Here is a 17,975-nt window from a genome sequence, read left to right as displayed (position 1 = left end):
ACACCTTTCTCACGGCCACCCGCCACTGCCCGCGCGATCTCGCACAAGTAGGCTGGAACGGTGGCCCGTACCCCTCTTCTCACGACACGCGTGCTGCTCGTCTGCGCGGCCATCGGCGTCGCGACCGGCATCCTCGGCGGCATCGCCGGCTGGGTCACACTGCCCGTCCTCGCCGGGCCGGCATTCCTGTACGGCCTGGTGCTCGGCTCGCACGTGCTGCCCGGCATCATCGCGCAGGAAGTGCTCCGACGTCCGCTCGTCGCCCTGGTGACGCACGTGATCGCGGCGCTCATCGCGAGCGCCTTCAACCCCGCGTGGACGCTCCGCTTCCTCGGCACCGCCCTGCTCTTCGGAGCGATCCAGGAGGGCGTCGCCGCACTCACCCGCTACCGGGCCTGGGGCGCATGGCGGTTCTTCCTCTCGGCCGCGGTCATCGGCGTCTTCGTCGCGATCGTGGTGTTCTTCGCCGCGCACCTCGGCGTGCAGCCGCTCTGGGCGCAGATCGCCTACCTCGTGCTCTCGGTGCTGGGTCCGATCGCCTGGACCGCCGTGGGCATGGCCGTCGGCACCGCCCTCAGCCGCGCCGGCGTCGCCCGCCGCTGACCCACACCGTCCGGCTCCACGGCCACATGGCGGAGGTAGGTAAGGCTCGGCTAAGTTAGAGGGGTACCGATCCGCCGACCCGGGGTGATGCCGTGCGCTCCACCGAGCCTCTGCTGAGCGTGCGCGACCTCTCGATCACGCACGCGGATGCCGCGCACCCCTCCCCCGGAGACGTCACGTTCGACATCCACGCCGGCGAGGTGGTGCTGCTGCTCGGGCCGTCCGGCTCAGGCAAGTCCACACTGACGCTCGCGCTGAACGGACTCATCCCGCATGCGGTTCCCGCGACCATGACGGGCACGGTCACGGCGGGCGGGCTCGACACCGCCGACGCCCTCACGGCTGCGCTCAGCACCCGCGTGGCGATGGTGTTCCAGGACCCGGACGCGCAGATCGTCACCGGCACCGTGTACGACGAAGTGGCCTTCGGCCCCGAGAACCTCCTGCTGCCGCTCGACGAGGTGCACGCGCGCACTGAGGACGCCCTGCGACGCGTCGGCCTGTGGGAGCGCCGCGACGAGAACCCCGACCGGCTCTCCGGCGGCGGACGCCAGCGCCTCGCGATCGCCTGCGCGCTGGCGATGGGGTCGCCGCTCATCGTGCTCGACGAGCCGACCGCGAACCTCGATCCCCAGGGCATCGACGACGTCTACGCCGCACTCGCCGATGTGATCGCCGCGGGCGACAGGGCGATCCTCCTCGTCGAGCACAACCTCGATGCGGCGATGTCGTTCGTCACCCGGACGATCGTGCTCGACGGGTCCGGCCGCGTCGCCTTCGACGGGGCGCCCGCCGACGTCATCCGCACCCACGTCGAGGAGCTCCTCGCGATGGGCGTCTGGCTGCCCGCCGCCACGATCGCCGCGCTCCGGATGCAGGATGCCGGGGCACGATTCGATCCGCTGCCCCTCACGCCCGAGGAACTCGCCACCGCGCTGACTACAACCCGGTCGTTGAGCGAGGAGCGCAGCGACGAGACGAAACGCGCCAGCGACCGCGGAGCGGCTCACGGCGTTTCGTCACTTGGACTCACTGCGCTCGCTCAGCACGGCGCTCGCTCCGCTCGCGGGGCGGCCTGGCCCCGGTCGCCCCGCGAGGAGCGCAGCGACGAGACGAAACGCACCACGCCGATCATCCGCGCCACCGGCCTCACCGTCCGGCGCGGGCGCACCGAGATCCTGCACGGGGTCGACCTCGAGGTCGCACCGGGGACCCTCACGGCCATCGTCGGCACGAACGGCGCAGGCAAGACCACCCTGCTGCAGGCGCTCGCGGGCGTGGTCCCGCCGCCGAAGCGCCAGGTCGTCGTCGACGGGATCGACCCGGGCGCGGCGTCTCCGCGCGACCTCGCGAGCCGGATCGGCTTCGTGTTCCAGAACCCCGAGCACCAGTTCATCGCGCACACGGTGTTCGACGAGCTCGCGCACGGCCTGCGGCTGCGGCACGCATCGGATGCCGAGATCGCCGAGCGCGTCGGTGCGATGCTCGCGCGGTTCGGCCTCGAGGCCAAGGCGGAGGTGCATCCTTTCCTGCTGTCCGGCGGGGAGAAGCGCCGGCTCTCTGTCGGGACGGCGCTCATCACGCGACCGCGGATCCTCGCGCTCGACGAACCGACCTTCGGCCAGGACCGCGCCCGGGCGTCGGAGCTGCTCGATCTGCTGCACGGACTGCGCGACGAGGGCACGACGATCCTCATCGTGACCCACGACCTCCAGCTCGTCGCCGAACACGCCACGCACACGCTGATCCTCCGAGACGGCCGCGTGCATGCGGCGGGCGAGACGTCGGCGCTGTTCCTCGGGGAGGACACGTTCCGCGCCGCGGGTCTGCGCCTGCCTCCCCTTCAGCGCGTGCTCGCGGCCGCCGGGGAGTCGATCCCATGAGCGCGTCCGTCTTCGATCCCTATGCCGCCGTCGTCGCGACCTCCCCGCGGCAGTTCCTCTACGCCCTGAACCCCCTCGCCAAGGTCGCCGGCGTCGCCCCGGCGATGGTGCTCCTCATCTTCGTGCGCGACCTCGCGACGCCGGCGGCGTTCCTCGTGCTCGCCCTCGCGACGGTCCTCGTGGGTGCACGGCTCACGGGGCGCCTCGCGGCGCTGCTGTTCGGCATCCTGCCCCTCGGCATCCTCGCGATCGGCGTCGGATTCTCGCTGTGGGTCGATGCCGCGCTCGTGGCCGACACCCCCGCCGTGCTGCAGATCGGCGCGTGGACGCTGCATCAGGGAGCGCTCGCGATCGGCTTCGCCACGGGGCTGCGGCTGGGCACGATCATCGCGCTCGCCCTGATCGGCGGAGTCACCACGACGGGCCCCGACCTCGTGCGGGCGAGCGTGCAGCAGCTCCGCGTGCCGTACCGCATCGGGTACACGGCCCTCGCGGCGTTCCGGTTCGTGCCGCGCTTCGGGCACGAGCTCGCGGTCATCCGCGCCGCCCACCGCGTCCGCGGCCATCACGGCGGGAATGGCCCGTTCGCGCGCGTCGCCCGCGGCTGGGGCTACATCGTCCCGCTGCTGGCCGGCGCCATCCGTCATGCCGAGCGGGTGGCCCTCGCGATGGACTCCCGCGCCTTCGGTGCGCACCCGACCCGCACCGAACGGCACCTGGTCCCGTTCCGCACGCGGGACACCGTGTTCATCGTCCTGTGCCTCGCCGTCTCCGCCGCGATCTTCACGGCGTTCTTCCCCTGGCAGCTGCCCTGAAAGGCACCCTCATGGCATTCAGCAAACTCGTCAAGCCCGAGTCCTCGGAGCTCCTGCACCTGACCGTGCTGCGCACCGAACGGCTCGCACCGCACTGGGTCAGGGTGACTCTCGGCGGTGGCGAGGTCGAGCGGTTCCGGCCCATGGGCTTCGACCAGTGGTTCCGCCTGTTCCTCCCGATCGGCGGGGATGCGGGACTCGACCGCGTGCCGGCCAAGGCCAACAAGATGTTCGGGTACCTGAAGTTCCTCCGCATCCCCGACGGCGAGCGACCCGTCATGCGCAACTACAGCGTGCGCGCGTACCGCCCGGCGACGGAAGCCGTGGGGGCTGAGATCGACGTGGACTTCGTGCTGCACGGCTCGGCCGCCGACGGCACCGCCGGACCGGCGTCGCGCTGGGCCGAGACCTGCGAGCCGGGCGAGAACGTGCTCATCATCGACGAGGGGCTCACGTTCAATCCGGAGCGCGGTGTGGATCGTGTCGTGCTGATCGGCGACGAGACGGCGTTGCCCGCGATCGCGTCGATCTGTTCGTCACTTCCCGAGACGGCGACGGGGACGGCGATCATCGAGGTGCCCTCGAAGGAGGATGCTCTCGAGTTCCCGCATCCGGAGGGGATCGACGTCGTGTGGCTCGACCGGCCGCACGAGTTCCCGCCCGGCTCCCGGGCACTGTCGCTGCTGCACGACCTCGAGCTTCCCGCTGCCCCGTTCCACGCCTATGCGGCGGGCGAGCAGTCCCTCGCCTCGGGTGTGCGCAAGCATCTCGTGGGCGAACGCGGCGTCGACAAGAACGCCGTGAGCTTCTGCGGCTACTGGAAGATCGGCGCCGCATCACCGGCATCCAAGGCCGCGCGGGATGCCGCGGCGGAGCCCCTCGCATGACCGGCGCGTCGACCGGTGCGGGGTCGGAAGCGCACCCTGCCGCCGCTGCGGGGTCGAAAACGGAACACGCCGAGGCCGCAGCGGTGCGGAATCGACCCCGCACGAACCGCCGACGGTTCCGTTTCCCGACCGCGATCCTGCTGACCTGCGCGGCGCTCGGCGTCGCCGGGGGCATCCTGCTCGCGCCCGCCAACTGGGTGTCCACGCTGCTGTACGCCGGCCTTCCTTTCGTGAGCGTGGGGATCGCGGGACTCTGGCTGCTGCCCTCCGTGATCGCGCTGCGGCTGCTGCGTCGCCCTCTGGTCGGTCTCCTCGTCGGACTCCTCGCGGGACTCGTGATCGTGCCGTTCTCGGGCTACGGCTTCAGCAGCGTCGCGACGAACCTGTGGTGGGCGGCCTTCACGGAGCTGCCGTTCCTCTTCGTGCTGTGGCGCTACTGGGGCACCTGGCTGCACTACCTCGGCGCGGCGATCGTCGGCGTCCTCTACCCGATCCTCGCGTGGCAGTCGTTCGACCTCGGCAGCTTCGACCTCGGTGTGCAGATCGCGTTCTTCACGATCACGCTGGCGAGCTGCCTCGGCGGCACGGCCCTCGGCATCCTCATCGCCGACCGCCTCCGCACGGCCGGCGTCGGAGCCCGCCTCCCCCGCTGACCCCGGGCACAACTTCGGAGCCGGCCCACGACACGCCGGGGCAGGCGGACGGATGCCGGCGCGCCGCGCACCGGCATCCGAAGCCGTGCCCGACCTAGAGGGCCAGGTGGAGACGAAGCGCCTCGTCGAGGGCGCCCATCAGCTCGGCCGGCATCCATCCGGCCGGGCGGACGATACGGGAGACGGCGACCGTGCGCACCTGCTCCGCCTGCGCCTTCGAATCACGGTCGAGTCCGGTCGCCGCGGCAGGCAGGAGCACCTGGAAGGGAAGGACGCGATCGGTCTTCGACGTCAGCGGAACGATCGTCACGGTCGCTCGCGGTGATCTCATGGCCTGCGCGTTCGCCGTGTTGTTACTGACGAGCACCGCGGGCCGCGTCTTGCGCGCTTCCGATCCCACGGCGGGATCCAGGGACACGAGCACGATCTGACCGCGACGCAGGATCGACACGGATGCCGGGCTCACGCGCTCGCGAGCCCGTCGGTGTCAGCGGCATCCCAGTCCTCGTCGTAACCCTCCGCATACGCCTCGGCGTACGCGTCGGCGAGGCGGCTCTCGCGCAGAAGACGGACCGCATCGTGCACGGCGGCGGACCGCGAGGGGTACCGCCCGCTCAGGGATTCGGCGTCGAGGAATGCGAGATCGCTCTCCGAGAGGCTGAGGCTCACCTTCGCACTGGACATGCGGTCATGCTACCGCAGTAGCACCACGGGTAGCACCCGCGCCCCACTGTCAGCGGTCCAGAGATGGGAAACGCTCCGGAAGCGAGTGCTTCCGGAGCGTTTCCCATCTATCGACCGACGTCGGCCGGCGGGACTCAGCGCTTGCCGGCGATCTGACGACCGACGAGGTCGCGCATGATCTCGTTGGTGCCGCCGTAGATGCGGTGCACCCGGGCGTCCGTGAATGCCCGCGCGATCGGGTACTCCATGATGTAGCCGTAGCCGCCGTGCAGCTGCACGCCGGTGTCGAGCACCTCCCACTCGCGCTCGGTGGCCCAGAACTTGACCTTCGCCGCGTCCTCGGCCGAGAGCTTCCCCTGCGAGTAGGCGCGCAGCGCGCGGTCGATGTACGCCCACATCGCGTCGGTCGTCGCGGCCATGTCGGCCAGGCGGAAGCGGGTGTTCTGGAAGTCCGCGATCCGCTCGCCGAACGCCTCGCGGTCCTTGGTGTAGGCGACGGTCCAGTCGACGGCGGCCTGTGCGGCGGCCGCCGCGGCGACGCCGATCGACAGGCGCTCGAGGGGCAGGTTGAGCATGAGCTGGATGAAGCCCTGCCCCTCCTGGCCGCTGATGAGGTTCTCGTCGGGGATGAAGACGTCGGTGAAGCTGAGCTCGGCCGTGTCCCAGCCGTGGAAGCCCATCTTGCTGAGCTTCTTGCCCTGGTCGAAGCCCTCCATCCCCTTCTCGACGAGCAGCAGGCTGAACGCGTCGGGGCGGTTGCCCTCGCCGGTCTTCACGAACGTCACGACGACGTCGGCCGTGGTTCCCGAGGAGATGAAGGTCTTGGCACCGTTGAGGATGTACCCGCCGTCGACCTTCTTCGCGTTGGTCTTGATGCCGCGGAGGTCGGACCCCGCCCCCGGGTCGGTCATCGCGAGCGCCCCGAGCACCTCGCCCGTGGCCATGCGGGGCAGCCACTTCTCCTTCTGCTCCTGCGTGCCCATGTGCACGAGGTAGGGCACCGCGAGGTCATCCTGGATGCCGAACGCACCGGCCAGCGAACCGGCGCCGGCGGCGATGACCTCCTCCATCACGATCGTACGGAAGCGGTAGTCCTGCAGCATCCCCGCACCGCCGAACTCCTCGGGCACGGACAGTCCGATGAGTCCGGCCTCTCCGGCGGCGAGCATGGTGTCGCGGTCGATCTCCCCCGCAGCATCCCACCGCTCGATGGCCTCGTTGTTCACGTGCCGTTTGACGAAATCCTTGACGAGGTCGCGGAAGGCCTCGTGATCCTCTTCGTAGATGTCGCGTTCCATGACGTCCTCCCGAACGTGTCGTGCGTCGTTGCTCCGGCGATCATATGCCGGTACACCGATCAGACGACAGCGCGTTGTGAGAATGCATCCCACATTGCGTGGGACTGGGTACCGCGATTGTCGGATGCCGCCAGACAGCCGCGCGCCGGCCCCGTCGACCCTCCGACTGGTCTCAGTGCGCGTAGTCGGGTGCCGCGGGCAACCCGAAGAACTCCTCCAGCGTGTGGAAGCCGCCGTGATGATAGGCCGCCGCCAGCTCCGGCCCCAGATAGCGCAGATGCCACGGTTCGGGCTTGTATCCCGTGATGCCTGACCCCACGTCCTCGTAGCGCACGATGAAGCCGTACTCCCAGGCGTTCTCCGCGACCCAGGCCCCCTGCGGCGTCGCGCCGAAGGCGCCGATCTCGCCGCACGAGGGGCTGCAGGCGACGACATCCATGGCGAGCCCCGTCTGATGCTCGCTGTGGCCGGCTCGCGCCGACGCGGCATCCGCTTCGGCCTGCCCGCTGTTGCGGACGTGCGAGGCATGCGTCGAGACCTGGAGGTCGTAGGAGCGGTAGCCGTTGTTGGCGCCGATCTCCCCCGCGCCCTCGGCGACCGCGGCCGCCGCCATCTGTCCGACAGCCGCCGCGGCGTCGGCGCGCGCCTGACCCGATCGCGTCGTCATCTGCAGGGGGATGTCGACGAGCGACGCGGGGGCGAAATCGACGGGGTTCAACGGGCGGGCCTTGTTCACCACGACCCAGACGTGCGCGGGGTCGTCGAGGGAGATGCAGGGCGCGTTTCCCGCGACGACCGCCGCCTGGAAACTCGCCCCGCCGCCGAAGCCCGCGATGATGGCCGCGTCATCGGCGACCGCGATGGCCTCCAGCACGGCGGGCTCGGAGCAGGGGTCGGCGGCGGTCGTCGCGCCGACCTGGACCTCGGGCACCTCGGCGACGACGACCGGCTCGGGCAGAGTCGGCTCCTTCTGCGCCGAGGTCGCGACGGGCGCCGCCGCGATCGACAGCAGGATGCCGACAGCGGTCACCGCGAGCCCGACGGGCAGGGCGGGACCGCTGATCGGGGAGCGAGGCGCCGCATGCCGAGGCTGCGGCATGAGGGTCATCCCTCCATTGTGCCGCGAGCGGCGGGGAGCCGCATTCAGAGTCCGGAATACTGGTCGCATCGGTTCACAGCGTCCGTAGGCTGGAGTGCATGCACGCACGCACGCAGGACCCCCGGACCTGTCCGACCTGCGGCGGGCCACTGAGCTTCGAGATCCTCGACGACGAACGGTTCCTCGTGGTGTGGTCATGCGTCGAGTGCGGCCTGATCCGTGCCACTGAGCCATCCGGCTAGAGTTCGTCTTTTTCTTCGAATCTCACTTGCGCTCCTTTCGACTTCATGTTCGAATGAGGGTATGCGGTGGCAGGGACAAAAGCTCGGAGAGACGGATGCTGCGGCACTCCCCGGTCTCGAAGACCGGTCGAGCGTGCTGCGGTCGGTGACGACACCCGAGTTCGCGGGCATGACGTTCCACGAGGTGCTGTCGAAATCGGCGCTCAACCACGTCCCCGGCGCTTCGCGCATGCCGTTCGCCTGGACCATCAACCCCTACCGCGGATGCAGTCATGCCTGCGTCTACTGCCTCTCACCCGACACGCTGATCCTCTGCGCAGACGGGCGCCAGAGAACTCTCCGCGATCTCGAAGTCGGCGACGAGATCATCGGAACCGAGCGCAGAGGCGTCTATCGACGCTATGTGCGCACCACGATCCAGGCGAAATGGTCGACTCGCAAAAAGGCTCACCGCGTCACGCTCGCCGACGGGACGAAGCTCGTCGCCAGCGGCGACCACCGCTTCCTCACGGATCGCGGCTGGAAGCACGTCACTGATGCGGAGAGCGGTCAGCGACCGCACCTGACGGTGAACAACCGGCTCATGGGGTTCGGCATAGGCATCGCCAGCGCCCATGCCGACACCACGTCCTCCGAGTACCGACGGGGGTACCTCTCGGGGATGATCCGCGGTGACGGCATGATCTTCCACAGTACCTATCCGAGCGAGAAGCGCACGCGGGACATCCACAGGTTCCGCCTCGCGCTGATCGACGATGAAGCACTGTCACGCACCCGTACGTTCCTCGAACAGGAAGGCGTATCCACACGCACTCGTCCGTTCGCGATCGCCACCGCGACACGCAGCGCCGCCGATGCCATCCATACGGCCAGACGCAGCGACGTCGCGACGATCGAGTCGCTGATCCTCACGCCCCACGAGCAGACTCCGGACTGGCATGCCGGTTTCCTCGGCGGAATCTTCGACGCGGAGGGGAGCTGTTCGCGAGGGGTCATCCGGATATCCAACAAGGATGACGAGCTGATCGACTCGATCCGACGCGCCCTGAGCGTCTTCGGCATCCCTCACGTCACGGAACCCGCACGCGAGAACGGCGTTCGAATCGTGCGGATCGTCGGAGGTCTTCCGAATCGCCAGCGATTCTTCTCGGTCGCTGCGCCGGCGATCAGCCGCAAGCTCTCCGTCGAGGGTGCCGCAGTCAAGAGCGTCGCCGACTTGCGGGTCGTGAGCATCGAGGCACTCCCCGGCGAACAGGACCTTGTCGACATCACCACCGGGACCGGTGACTTCATCGCCAACGGCGTGATCAGCCACAACTGCTTCGCCCGCGGGACGCACGAGTACCTCGACCTCGACGGCGGCGCGGACTTCGATTCGCAGATCGTCGTCAAGACCAACGTCGTCGAGGTGCTGCAGCGCGAGCTGCGCAAGGGCAGCTGGCAGCACGAGACCGTCGCGCTCGGCACCAACACCGACCCGTACCAGCGTGCAGAAGGTCGATACAGGCTCATGCCGGGCATCATCGACGCGCTGGCAGCGTCGGGCACGCCGATCTCGATCCTCACCAAGGGGACTTTGATCCGCCGCGACATCCCCCTGCTCGTGAAGGCCGCGCAGCGCGTGCCCGTCGACGTGCAGATGTCGATCGCGATGTACGACGACGACCTGCAGAAGGCCATCGAGCCCGGCGCCCCGACCACGCAGGCGCGGCTCGACACCGTGAGGGCGCTGGCGGATGCCGGGTTCCCGGTGACCGTGTTCCTGATGCCGATCATGCCGCACATGACCGATTCCGTCGAGGCGATCGACACGGCGCTGAAGCGCATCAAGGATGCCGGTGCCGGACGCGTCATCTACGGCGCCTTGCACCTGCGGCCCGGCGTGAAGCCCTGGTTCATGAAGTGGCTCGGCGACGCGCGGCCCGACCTCGTGTCGTCGTACCTCGGGCTCTACCCCGGCGTCTCGGCGGAAGCCCCGAAGGGGTACCGGCAGTGGCTCGCCAAGCGTGCTCGGCCGCTGATCCGGATGCACGGGCTCGACGGGCGCGATGAGAACGACTACCCCCGCCGAGGACATCGTCCGGGTCAGGGTCACGTGGACTCGATCTGGAACCAGGACGAGACGCGGGGTGGCGCACGCGAGAGGACGTCGGTCGGGTTCCGCACCACGGGGACCTCCCCTGCCGTGCCCGCGCAACCCATGCTGTTCTGACCCGTAGGCTCGATGACTATGGCGATCGGCTCGACAATCCACACGTTCGACGTGCAGCTCGCGGACATGGACCGGGGCGTGTACGAGGACTACTCGCTGCGCGCCGCCCGGCATCCGTCCGAGACCGACGCGTACATGCTCACGCGCGTCCTCGCCTACGGGCTCGAGCACACCGAAGGCATCGAGTTCGGGGGCAGCGTGTCGTCGACCGAAGAACCCGCCGTCATCGCCCGCGACCTCACCGGGGCGATCACCGCCTGGATCGAGGTCGGAGCGCCCGACGCCGAGCGTCTGCACCATGCGACGCGACTCGCGGACCGCGTCGTGGTCTACACGCACCGCGATCCCGCCAAGGTCATGGCACCCTGGGCCGACAAGCGCATCCACCGCGCCGACGACGTGCGCGTCTACAGCTTCGACCCCGAGTTCATCGCCACCGCCGCCCCGCTCCTCGAACGGCGCAACACCGTGACGCTCACCGTCACCGAGCAGACCCTCTACCTCACGCTGAACGGCACGACCCTGACGACGGCCGTGCACGAGCACGCCCTCGACTGAGTCCCGCGGGCGGCGGCGCGTTTCGTCTCGTCGCTGCGCTCCTCGCTCAACGACCGGGAGAATGTCGCTGCGCTCCTCGCTCAACGACTGGGAGAACGTCGCTGCGCTCCTCGCTCAACGACCGGGAGAACGTCCATGCGCTCCTCGCTCAACGACTGGGAGACATCGCTGCGCTCCGCTGGCGGTCGTTGAGCGAGCGCAGCGAGACGAAACGTCCTGAACACGCAGAAGGCCTCGCCCCACGGATGCGGGACGAGGCCTTCGAAGCACGAGCGATCAAGCGGTGAGGTCGGCCGCCGACGGCATCCGACCGGCGATCTCCTCGATCAGATCGTCGTCGACACGCGCGTTCTCGAACGGCGCCTCGATCTCGGCGCGCTCCAGCAGCTCGTTCATACGACGCTGACGCTGACGCGTGATGAGCGTGACGACACGGCCCGAGCGACCCGCACGGCCGGTGCGGCCCGAGCGGTGGAGGTAGGTCTTGTACTCGTCGGGGGCGTCGGCCTGCACCACCAGGTCGATGTCGTCGACGTGGATGCCGCGCGCGGCGACATCGGTCGCGACGAGCACGTTCACGCGTCCGGAGGTCAGACGCTCGAGGTTGCGCGTGCGCTTGTTCTGGTTGAGGTCACCGTGCAGCGACACCGCGGGGATGCCGGCGTCGTCGAACTGCTCGGCGAGCATCTCGGCATACGCGCGAGTGCGGGCGAACACGAGCGTCTTGCCTTCGCGGTCGACGAGCGACGTGAGGATCTCGGCCTTGTCGCGGTGCTCGATCACCAGCACGCGGTGCTCGATCGTGCTGGACTCCTGGTCCTCACCCGCGACCTCGTACACGGCCGGGTCGACGAGGAACTCGTCGACGAGCGCGGCGACCTCACGGTCGAGCGTCGCGGAGAACAGCAGCTTCTGGCTGCCGTCGGCCGTCGCCCGGAGGATGCGCTGGACCGGCTCGACGAATCCGAGCTCGCACATGTGGTCGGCCTCGTCGAGCACCGCGATGCGGCAGTCGGAGAGGTCGAGCTTGCCCTGGTTGATGAGGTCCTCGATGCGACCGGGCGTGCCGATCACGATGTCGACGCCCTTCTTGAGCGCGCCCACCTGACGGCCCTGCGGCACGCCACCGTAGATCTGCGTCGTGAAGAGTCCGACGCTGCGGGCGATCGGCTGGATCGTGCGGTCGATCTGCAGTGCGAGCTCGCGCGTCGGAGCGAGGATGATCGCGCGCGGCGAGCGGCCGAACTCGCGGCGCTTGCCCGCCTGGGACTGCAGGACCTTCTCGACGAGCGGCGCGCCGAACGCGATCGTCTTGCCCGAGCCGGTGCGCCCGCGGGCGAGCACGTCGCGTCCCTCGAGCACGGCCGGGATGCTGGCGGCCTGGATCGGGAACGGCGTCGCCGCCCCCATGTTCGCGAGCGTCTCGACGATGTTCGATCCGAGACCGAGGTCGGCGAAGGTCACATCGTTCACCTCGACGGCCTGCACGGCCTTCGCCTCGAGACGCTCGTGCACGGCGTCCTCGGTCGGCTCGAACGCGGCCTTCGGCGTGGCGTTCCAGTCGCTCCGGCTCGGACGCGCGTCGCGCTGCGAACGGTCGTCGCGACGAGGGCGCTCGGTGCGGTACGCGCCGCCGGTCGAGGGACGCGACCGCTCGTCGCGGCCACCCTCGATCGAACGCTGGGCGCGGTCGCGATCGAACGCGCGGCGTGCGCGATCCGCATCGTAGGAACGCTCGGGGCGCTCGGCGCGCCGGTCGTCACGCTGCGGACGGTCGTCGCGGTCGAAACGAGGACGCTCGGCGCCACGGTCGCTGTACCGGGGACGCTCGCCACGGTCGTCACGACGCGGACCACGGTCGCCGTAGCCGCGGTCGTCGCGCTGCGGACGCGCATCACGATCGAAGCGAGGACGCTCGGCGCCACGGTCGCTGTACCGGGGACGCTCGCCACGGTCGTCACGACGCGGACCACGGTCGCCGTAGCCGCGGTCGTCGCGCTGCGGACGCGCATCACGATCGAAACGCTGGCCACCACGGTCGTCACGGTCGAAGCGCGGACGCTCGGAGCGGTCGTCCCGGCGCGGGCGGTCGTCGAAGCGGCGGGCGCCGGCGGGACGGTCGTTGCCGTACCGGGGACGCTCGTTCCGGTCGCCGAAGCGCGGGTTCTCGTCGCGGCGGTGCGGCGCCTCACGGCGGCCGGACTCCGCGCGATTGCGGATGCTGCGAGCCTCGTCGCGGCCCGCGCGCTCCTGGGCGTTCCAGCGCTGCTTGGGTGCACCGCCCTCCTCGGCGGCACGGTATCCGCGGTGGCCGGGGCTGCGGCTGCCCGGACGACGGTCGTAGCCGGTCGCCGCGGGGCGCCGCTCACCGGCATCCGCTCGCCCGCCACGGGTGTCGCGGGCGTCACGTGCATCGCGACCCCCGTCGCGACCGCCGGCGTGACGATCGTGGAACGAGGCCTTCTTGGCGCCGTAGCGCGGCTCGAAGTTGGCGGCGGGTCGTCCGCCGCGGGGCTTCTTGTTCTTGGGCATGGTTCTGTCCTTCTGAGTTCTCGCACGAGAACAGCGCCGCGCACACGCGCGAGCACCCGGCATCCGATCTGTCGATCGTGCAGCGGGTCCGGACTGTCAGCGGCCGGGGCCATTCATGTGATGGTTGATTAACGTCGATCGACGCTCACCATCGGCCCCTGGGCTCACACTTCTTGCTCGAAAACGTCCGCGTCCATACGCGGGTGCCCGAAGCCGACTCCGCCAGTGTACCCGTCGCACCTGGGAGCCCGCCCCGTGCCACCGCGCCCTACGATGACGGTGTGACCTCCGCATCCCCCACCGGCACCCAGGTTCATCTCCAGCTCGGCGACGTCTCGGCCCAGATCGCGCAGGTCGGCGCCTCGCTCCGCTCCCTGCAGATCGGCGGCGTCGACCTCGTCGCCCCGTACCCGCTCGACGCCCCGACGCCGTCGTGCTCGGGCGTCGTGCTCGTGCCCTGGCCGAACCGGGTGCGTGACGGTCGGTGGAGCGACGAGGGCGTCGAACGGCAGTTGGCGATCACCGAACCGAAGTTCTCGAACGCGAGCCACGGGCTGCTGCGCTTCACCGCCTACGAGATCACCGAGGGCGCATCGTCCGCGACTCTGCGCGCGTGGGTCGTGCCGCAGACCGGATACCCCTACCTGCTCGAGACGAGCGTGACCTACACGCTGCGCGCGGACGGCATCGACGTCGAGCACGTCATCACGAACCACTCCGACACCGCGGCCCCGGTAGCGGTCGGGACGCATCCGTTCCTCACGATCGGCGGCGTCGCGGAACAGGACCTCGTGCTGCGCGTGCCCGCGCGCACGCGGTTCGAGACCGACGAGCGGATGCTGCCCGTCGGCACCCACCCGGCCGATGCCTCCCTGCGGGAGGGCGTCCGCCTCGGCGACGTGTCGCTCGACACCGGCTTCACCGACCTCGACCGCGATGCCGACGGCCTGGTCCGGCACACGCTCACGGCACCGGACGGACGTCGACTGACCCTGTGGCAGGGCGAAGGCTTCGACGTCGTGCAGGTCTTCACGACCGACAAGTACCCCGGACGGCCCCTGGCCGTCGCGATCGAGCCCATGACCGCCCCCGCGGACGCGCTGAACAGCGGTCGCGGTCTCCGCCGCCTCGCGCCGGGCGAGACCTGGACTCTGCATTGGGGCCTCACGCTCGACTGAGCCGAGTCCCACCTCCGGATCACCCGTCGCGGAGGGCGGACATAGCGCCGGGGGAGGAGGATTCTTGAGGAATCCCCCTCCCCCGGCGTCATCGCCTCCCTCGGCGCCTCGCTCGGCGCCGACTCAGTGCCCGTGCGCCTGCTCCCGAAGCTCGCGGCGGGTCAGCTTCGGGGCCGGCGGGAGATCGGATGCCGTGGCGGATGCCGTCCCGGCTGCCCCCGGCTCGCCGGACGGTGCAGTCGGGTCGTCGTCCAGAGCATCCGCGGCACCATCCGAGCCACCGCTCTTGCGCGCCCGGCGCCGCTCCTTCGCGCCCTCGACGAGGTTGTACAGCGTCGGCAGCACGACCAGCGTGAGCACGGTCGACGACAGCAGACCGCCGATCACGACGATCGCGAGCGGCTGCGAGATGAATCCGCCGTGCCCGGTGATGCCCAGCGCCATCGGGGTCAGCGCCAAGATGGTCGCGAGGGCCGTCATGAGGATCGGCCGCAGACGCTTCTCACCGCCGGCCATCACCGCCGCGGCGGTCGACAGCCCCTTCTCGCGGTACTGGTTCACGAGGTCGATCAGCACGATCGCGTTCGTCACCACGATGCCGATGAGCATCAGCACGCCGATGAGCGAGGCGACGCCGAGCGGCACACCCGTCACGATCTGCAGCAGGATCGCCCCGGTCGCCGCGAACGGCACCGAGATGAGCAGCAGCAGCGGCTGACGCAGCGACTTGAACGTCGCGACCATCACGACGTACACGATGAGGATCGCCGCGAGCATCGCGAGACCGAGCTGCGAGAACGAGTCCGCCTGCTGGGAGGCCACGCCGCCGACCTCGGCCGACGCCCCGTCGGGCAGGTCGACCGCGGCGAGCGCCTCGGTCACCGACTGCGTCGCGGTGGCGAGGTTGTCGGATGCCGGGGGCACGGTCACGGTCGCGGTTCGGCGTCCCTGCTCGGTCGTGATCGACGTGGGTCCGTTGCGCTCCTCGACGGTCGCGATGTCCTGCAGTTGCACGACGCCGAGCGGGGTCGGGATCGCCAGTTCGCGCAGCGCGTCCGCGGTCGCGGGCGGTTCGGCCGTGGCGAGGTACACCGTGAGAGAGGTGTCGTCGATCTCGACCGTCCCGAGCTGCTGCGGACGCATGGTGCCCGAGACGATCCCTCCGACCGCGGCCTCCGACAGACCGCGCGCGGCGGCGGCGTCGCGGTCGACGACCACGGCGAGGTACGGCAGGGCGGCCGCGAGGTTGTCGCTCACCTGACCGATGCCGTCCCGTCCGTCGAGTTCGGCGACCACGGCCTTCGTCGCGGTGTCGAGGTCGTCGGCGGTCGAGGCTGAGACCGTGATCTCGATATCGCTCGATCCGAGGCCCGCGGATGCCGCGACCGACACCTCGCCCACGTCCGTGAGCTTCTCGATCGCATCCTGCACCTCCGTGCGGAGCTTCTCCTGGTCGGCGTCGCTGTCGGTGAGCACCGAGTACGTCACGCCCGCTCCGCCCGAGAAGGCGTCGCGTAGCGCGGAGCCACTGGACCCGATCGAGGCCTGCACGTGCGTGATGCCGTCGATGCCGCTCAGCGCGTCCTCCACGGCCACGGCCGCCTCGGACTTCGTCTCGAGGCTCGCGGTCGGTCCGAGGTCCTGCGTGACGGTCATGGTGTTCTGGCCGGAGTCGCTGAGGAAGTTCACCTTCATGAGCGGGGCCGCCGCGATCGTCCCGCCGAGCACCACGACCGCGAGGATCACTGTGATCCAGGAGTGCTTGAGCGTCCAGGCGAGCACCGGCCGGTAGCCGCGCTGCAGACGCGTGGGCGGAGCATCCTCGTGCTCGGGATCGATCGGCACGCCGTTCTCGTCGAGCAGCGGCTTGCCCGGACGAAGGAACCAGTACGCGAGCACCGGCACGATCGTCAGCGAGACCAGGAGCGACGCGACCATCGCGATCGTCACCGTCATCGCGAACGGACGGAACAGCTCACCGACCATGTCGCCGACGAACACGATGGGCAGGAACACCGCGACGGTCGTGATGGTCGACGCGGTCACCGCCATCGCGACCTCGCGCACCCCCAGCCGGATAGCGGTGCCCTTGTCAGCATCCCCGACGTAATGCCTCTTGATGTTCTCGATCACGACGATCGAGTCGTCGACGACCCGGCCGATCGCGATCGTCAGGGCCCCGAGGGTCAGGATGTTGAGCGAGTACCCGAACGCCTGCAGCCCGATGAACGTGATGAGCACGCTGGTCGGGATCGAGATCGCCGTGACGAGCGTCGACCGCACCGACATGAGGAACACGAGGATGACCAGAACGGCCATCACGAGTCCGAGGAGTCCCTCGGTCGCGAGGGTCTCGATCGACTGCACGATGAACGGCGCCTGGTCGAAGATGATCGTGAACTCGGCATCCGGCAGCGCCTCGCCGATCGTGTCGAGAGCGGCGATGATGCCCTGAGAGACCTCGACGGTGTTCGCGGCGGGGAGCTTCGTGATCGAGATCGAGAGGGCGTCCTCGCCGTCGACGCGGGAGATCGACGAGATCGGGTCGTCCTCCTGCGCGACGGTCGCGACCTCGCCGATCGTGACGTCGGTGCCGACGAGCGGCAGCGCGGCGATCTCCTCGACAGAGGTGATCTTCGCGCCGGTCTGCACGGTGAGCGTCTGGCCGTCCTCGGTGATGTCGCCACCCGGGAACAGGGTTCCGTTCTGCTGCAGGGCCGTCCTGATCGCCTGCGTGCTCTCCCCTGCGGCGGCGAGCGCGGCGACGTCCGGCGTGATGGTGATGCGCTGGCCGACGCCGCCGATGATCTGCGCCGCGTTGACCCCGTCGACGTCCTCGAGCTCGGGGATCGCGACGTTCTCGAGCTGCGCCTGGGCGTTGTCGGCGTCGTCGAAGCCCGTCACCGCGACCTGGATCACCGGGAAGTCGTCGATCGAGACCGCGAGCACCTGCGGGCTGAGGTCTTCGGGCAGCTGCCCCGAGATGCGGTTGATCGCCTGCTGGATCTTCTGCTCCGCCGTGGCGAGGTTCGTGCCGTACGCGAAGGTCGCCTGCACGATCGAGGCGTTCGTGGTGCTGGTCGCGGTGGTGCTGTCGAGCCCGGGCACACCCTGGATCGCCGCCTCGATGGGCGTCGACACGTCGTTCTCGACGACCTCGGGCGATGCGCCCGGGTAGGTCGTCATGACCATGAGGTTGGGCAGCTCCAGCGAGGGGATGAGCTCCTGCTTGAGGTTCGTCAGGGCGAGTCCGCCGAAGATCGCCGCGACGATCGTGATCAGGGCGATCAGTGCGCGGTTCTTGAGGCTCAGGACGGCGAGGTTCGACATG

General features: G+C 69.7%; 14 protein-coding genes. 8 read left to right on the top strand and 6 right to left on the bottom strand.

Annotation, left to right across the window (positions count from 1 at the left end; all coding sequences use genetic code 11):
* The first annotated feature begins 60 nt into the window (after window positions 1–60).
* From AKH00_RS13610 to AKH00_RS13590, 5 genes are all read left to right on the top strand, one after another.
* The gene (locus tag AKH00_RS13610; RefSeq protein ID WP_050723284.1) at window positions 61–603 is read left to right on the top strand and encodes an ECF transporter S component; all 543 of its coding nucleotides are present in this window, start codon (window positions 61–63) and stop codon (window positions 601–603) included.
* Between the two features lie 92 nt (window positions 604–695).
* Window positions 696–2,486 carry an ABC transporter ATP-binding protein gene (locus AKH00_RS13605; protein WP_050723283.1) on the top strand — a complete coding sequence of 597 codons (1,791 nt, stop codon included), beginning with the start codon at window positions 696–698 and terminating at the stop codon, window positions 2,484–2,486.
* Window positions 2,483–3,301 (top strand): energy-coupling factor transporter transmembrane component T, encoded by an 819-nt coding sequence (locus AKH00_RS13600; protein ID WP_050723282.1) that lies wholly within the window; start codon window positions 2,483–2,485, stop codon window positions 3,299–3,301. Before AKH00_RS13605 ends, AKH00_RS13600 begins: the two co-directional genes overlap by 4 nt.
* A gap of 11 nt (window positions 3,302–3,312) precedes the next feature.
* Entirely contained in the window at window positions 3,313–4,188 is an 876-nt protein-coding gene (locus tag AKH00_RS13595) for a siderophore-interacting protein (RefSeq protein ID WP_050723281.1), read from the top strand.
* 83 nt (window positions 4,189–4,271) lie between these two features.
* The gene (locus tag AKH00_RS13590; protein ID WP_050723385.1) at window positions 4,272–4,841 is read left to right on the top strand and encodes an ECF transporter S component; all 570 of its coding nucleotides are present in this window, start codon (window positions 4,272–4,274) and stop codon (window positions 4,839–4,841) included.
* Window positions 4,842–4,935: 94 nt separating this feature from the next.
* Here AKH00_RS13590 and AKH00_RS13585 read toward each other — a convergent pair whose 3' ends face one another.
* The 4 genes from AKH00_RS13585 to AKH00_RS13570 form a co-directional block, all read right to left on the bottom strand.
* Window positions 4,936–5,307 carry a type II toxin-antitoxin system PemK/MazF family toxin gene (locus AKH00_RS13585; protein WP_327037271.1) on the bottom strand — a complete coding sequence of 124 codons (372 nt, stop codon included), beginning with the start codon at window positions 5,305–5,307 and terminating at the stop codon, window positions 4,936–4,938.
* Window positions 5,304–5,525, bottom strand: a complete 222-nt coding sequence (locus AKH00_RS13580) for a ribbon-helix-helix domain-containing protein (protein ID WP_050723280.1) — start codon at window positions 5,523–5,525, stop codon at window positions 5,304–5,306. Before AKH00_RS13580 ends, AKH00_RS13585 begins: the two co-directional genes overlap by 4 nt.
* 134 nt (window positions 5,526–5,659) lie before the next feature.
* Window positions 5,660–6,823 (bottom strand): acyl-CoA dehydrogenase family protein, encoded by a 1,164-nt coding sequence (locus tag AKH00_RS13575; RefSeq protein ID WP_050723279.1) that lies wholly within the window; start codon window positions 6,821–6,823, stop codon window positions 5,660–5,662.
* A gap of 172 nt (window positions 6,824–6,995) precedes the next feature.
* Complete coding sequence (locus AKH00_RS13570; protein ID WP_050723278.1) at window positions 6,996–7,931, bottom strand: M15 family metallopeptidase; 936 nt, start codon at window positions 7,929–7,931, stop codon at window positions 6,996–6,998.
* 294 nt (window positions 7,932–8,225) lie between these two features.
* Between AKH00_RS13570 and AKH00_RS13565 the strand changes: the two genes are divergently transcribed.
* Together AKH00_RS13565 and AKH00_RS13560 are read left to right on the top strand one after the other, a co-directional pair.
* Complete coding sequence (locus tag AKH00_RS13565; RefSeq protein WP_082297626.1) at window positions 8,226–10,376, top strand: intein-containing Rv2578c family radical SAM protein; 2,151 nt, start codon at window positions 8,226–8,228, stop codon at window positions 10,374–10,376.
* An 18-nt stretch (window positions 10,377–10,394) separates the two neighbouring features.
* On the top strand, window positions 10,395–10,934 hold the full coding sequence (locus tag AKH00_RS13560) for a YaeQ family protein (protein ID WP_050723277.1): 540 nt from the start codon (window positions 10,395–10,397) through the stop codon (window positions 10,932–10,934).
* Window positions 10,935–11,210: 276 nt separating this feature from the next.
* Here AKH00_RS13560 and AKH00_RS13555 read toward each other — a convergent pair whose 3' ends face one another.
* Entirely contained in the window at window positions 11,211–13,466 is a 2,256-nt protein-coding gene (locus AKH00_RS13555) for a DEAD/DEAH box helicase (RefSeq protein WP_050723276.1), read from the bottom strand.
* A 281-nt stretch (window positions 13,467–13,747) separates the two neighbouring features.
* Between AKH00_RS13555 and AKH00_RS13550 the strand changes: the two genes are divergently transcribed.
* Complete coding sequence (locus AKH00_RS13550) at window positions 13,748–14,644, top strand: aldose 1-epimerase family protein (RefSeq protein ID WP_050723275.1); 897 nt, start codon at window positions 13,748–13,750, stop codon at window positions 14,642–14,644.
* Window positions 14,645–14,767: 123 nt separating this feature from the next.
* On the opposite strand, the gene AKH00_RS13545 is transcribed toward AKH00_RS13550, so the two are convergent.
* Window positions 14,768–17,974, bottom strand: a complete 3,207-nt coding sequence (locus AKH00_RS13545) for an efflux RND transporter permease subunit (RefSeq protein WP_050723274.1) — start codon at window positions 17,972–17,974, stop codon at window positions 14,768–14,770.
* Window position 17,975: the final 1 nt, after the last annotated feature.

This window comes from Microbacterium sp. GCS4 (genome assembly GCF_001262495.1).
Classification (GTDB): Bacteria; Actinomycetota; Actinomycetes; order Actinomycetales; family Microbacteriaceae; genus Microbacterium.
The sequence above is the reverse complement of the archived record's forward strand: the minus strand, read 5'-3'. Positions and strand labels throughout refer to the sequence as shown.

Bases quoted from the DNA above. Each gene is read 5' to 3' on its own strand.
- AKH00_RS13600 (WP_050723282.1), top strand. From the start codon at position 2,483: ATGAGCGCGTCCGTCTTCGATCCCTATGCCGCCGTCGTCGCGACCTCC.
- AKH00_RS13595 (WP_050723281.1), top strand. From the start codon at position 3,313: ATGGCATTCAGCAAACTCGTCAAGCCCGAGTCCTCGGAGCTCCTGCAC.
- AKH00_RS13580 (WP_050723280.1), bottom strand. From the start codon at position 5,525: ATGTCCAGTGCGAAGGTGAGCCTCAGCCTCTCGGAGAGCGATCTCGCA.
- AKH00_RS13575 (WP_050723279.1), bottom strand. From the start codon at position 6,823: ATGGAACGCGACATCTACGAAGAGGATCACGAGGCCTTCCGCGACCTC.
- AKH00_RS13570 (WP_050723278.1), bottom strand. From the start codon at position 7,931: ATGACCCTCATGCCGCAGCCTCGGCATGCGGCGCCTCGCTCCCCGATC.
- AKH00_RS13565 (WP_082297626.1), top strand. From the start codon at position 8,226: ATGCGGTGGCAGGGACAAAAGCTCGGAGAGACGGATGCTGCGGCACTC.
- AKH00_RS13560 (WP_050723277.1), top strand. From the start codon at position 10,395: ATGGCGATCGGCTCGACAATCCACACGTTCGACGTGCAGCTCGCGGAC.
- AKH00_RS13555 (WP_050723276.1), bottom strand. From the start codon at position 13,466: ATGCCCAAGAACAAGAAGCCCCGCGGCGGACGACCCGCCGCCAACTTC.
- AKH00_RS13545 (WP_050723274.1), bottom strand. From the start codon at position 17,974: ATGTCGAACCTCGCCGTCCTGAGCCTCAAGAACCGCGCACTGATCGCC.